Origin of the sequence: Intestinirhabdus alba, assembly GCF_009711095.1 — a bacterium.
GTDB classification, from domain to species: domain Bacteria; phylum Pseudomonadota; class Gammaproteobacteria; order Enterobacterales; family Enterobacteriaceae; genus Intestinirhabdus; species Intestinirhabdus alba.
In genome coordinates this window covers 1-2,423 of record NZ_WMJZ01000091.1, presented here as the reverse complement: position 1 = coordinate 2,423, position 2,423 = coordinate 1, and the positions used below count along the sequence as shown (strand labels likewise).

Genomic DNA, 2,423 nt, shown 5'->3' with positions numbered 1-2,423 from the left:
AGGTTTATCGCGTCTCCGGCGTATGAGATTACCCGGCTACGCGAGATCTACCGTCAGCGTAAAGCGGCGCAGGAGGAAGAAGAGTTGGACGAACTGCTTGAGGAGTTCAATAACCCCGTTGAAACCAACTGATAACAGGAGAAACGTCAGGGATGGGCGCGTTAAAAAAAGTTGTACGTCAGGGCGATACGCTGCGGGAGTATGGCGGAACCGTATTAACCGGAAGATATCTGGCCTTTGGCAAACCGGTTGCCCGGGTGGGCGATGCGGTGTGCTGTAACAGACATGGGGTGACAAAAATTGTTGAAGGCGCGTCGGGCACCGTAATTGATGGCAGGGCGGTTGCGCTGGACGGGCATCGCTGTGCCTGCGGCTGTACCCTGGTGAGTTCAATGCCGGATGTGGATATTGCGCGCTGAAATGACCCGACGTCCAGCCTGATATGTGCCTGTCGGTGACGGTTATTTCAGCAGAAAGTGCCGGTATCCGTCGGCGGGGGTCTGGCGTGCAGAATATCGCGGCGGCTTTCGCGCCAGGCTGCCCGGAGCTACCGGCACCGCGATTTCTGCTTTTGCCTGCCGCTTTCTTTCATTCAGGCGATAGCCAGGGTAAAAACAGAGCTGCCCGTATGCAGATGCCCCTTAACCGGACGCGGCGCAGAGGCTAAACCTGCAGCGTGGGAGCAGGGTAGGGTCAAAGGCTTAAGCGCAACGATCACCTTTCTGGCGAACCTCCGAAGGGCTGAGGCATTCAGCGCGCTGTTCGTCGTGCATTGGGCGTACCCAATAATGAGGGATTGCGCATCGGCTCGCTCTGAAGCCTTATCTGCCAGGCTTATAAAAAATTAAAGGACTCAGCCTGACATTTACAGGGAGAAAAAGAATGAAAAAGGAGTTAGCCACAGCATGGAAGAACCTGGAAGCCGCTCCGGGCGGTGAGGAGTATGAGAGGTGCTATGCTGAATTTTTAGCGCTGTTTGTCAAAACTGATTTCTGGTTAGAGTATGAAGATCAGGGCGATAAAATGGGGATTGCACTTACCCCCACAGAAGGCATTTTTCCGGAGCTGCTCGCCTTTGCCTATGTCGGCGAAGAAAAAGATACGCCTAATGCGCTAATTGCTAAAGTAATCGCCTCAGGGCATAAAAAATTCTATGCTTTTGATGGAGCCTTATTACTTGGCATTGCGAAAGGCACAGGGTGTACTGTAGTGATGGTGTTTGACGATAATGACTTTGCCCGTATGGATAAAAAGCTCATATCGGCTATGTGCGCGACGCTGACCGGTGTGGATGTTAAGCAGGAAAAGAAAATTAAGCGTAAAAAAAGGTTTTTTGCAGCGTTGTTTATACTGTTTTTGTCGGTTGTAATCGGTTATGCATATTATATGCGGCCGATGGTGGATGAAATTTCAGACGATTATACCCGTGTCTCATGGCGCGTTATTAAAAGTGAATTCAGTAAAGGGAATTTCTCTGTTGATATTCCCTATAATTATGCCACCGATAACTGGAAAGAAGATCTCAGCTATGAGTTAAACAGCGGCAATATTTTTCAGGTTTATAAAAGTAAAGATGCTTTTTTCCGTAATCATGTGGTCCAGGTTGGCTTTTTACCGATAATAGCTCTGCCTCTGCCTCTGCCTCTGCCTCTGCNCCTCTGCCTCTGCCTCTGCCTCTGCCTCTGCCTCTGCCTCTGCCTCTGCCTCTGCCGTCTGGTATGCAGCTGAACATTGTTGCGAAAGATATTATTACCGCCATGAGCAAAAAAATTGGTACTTTTTCGATGAGCGATAAGCAAATACGGCAGATAAACGGGCGGGATTTTTCAGTTATTCAGGGCACCCTGATTAATCAGGGGAAGGCATATTTATTAACTTCATCCGTGACCCTGTCACCTCGCGGTACAATATTTGTTCAGGTTCTGTCTGTCAAAGGTGGCGAGGATCAACATAACTATTTTGCTAAAAAAATCATTAACACTATTGAAGTTCAATAAACTGAAGTTTCTTATTTCAGAATGCACAGGAAGAGGCGGCGGATGAAGGTCCTGTCCCGCCAGAACCGCAGCTGACGAACCCGCTCTGCGTTTTGATTTACCAGCTGAATTATTCAGAGTAGGCCGTACTAAAACCTTGTAGTGTCGGAAATATATAATAATTAATTATTTGCTTGTTAATTAAATAAATTTTTATCTGTTCGGATTGTTAAGTGTTTTTTTGTTTTAAAAAATAGTTTTTTTTAGTCTGAAGTTTCGTGATCTTATACGGGTATTTGTATTAAGGTATGGTCTGGGGTATCAGGTTAAAAGCGATATTGTCTCTTCCGACGCCAGAATAACGACAGCCTGAAGTCTCTGCCCCGGATGAAAAATGTGGAAAGTATTTTACGGACAATTAACCAGGGAATCCTCATGACAGCCAGT

General features: G+C 47.2%; 2 protein-coding genes. Both read left to right on the top strand.

All coding sequences use genetic code 11. The features are described 5' to 3' along the window. Positions 1–152: 152 nt before the first annotated feature. Entirely contained in the window at positions 153–419 is a 267-nt protein-coding gene (locus tag GJV78_RS22495) for a PAAR domain-containing protein (protein WP_155110282.1), read from the top strand. Positions 420–1,718: 1,299 nt separating this feature from the next. Then, positions 1,719–1,997, top strand: a complete 279-nt coding sequence (locus GJV78_RS23165; RefSeq protein ID WP_167519719.1) for a hypothetical protein — start codon at positions 1,719–1,721, stop codon at positions 1,995–1,997. The last annotated feature ends 426 nt before the right edge of the window (positions 1,998–2,423 follow it).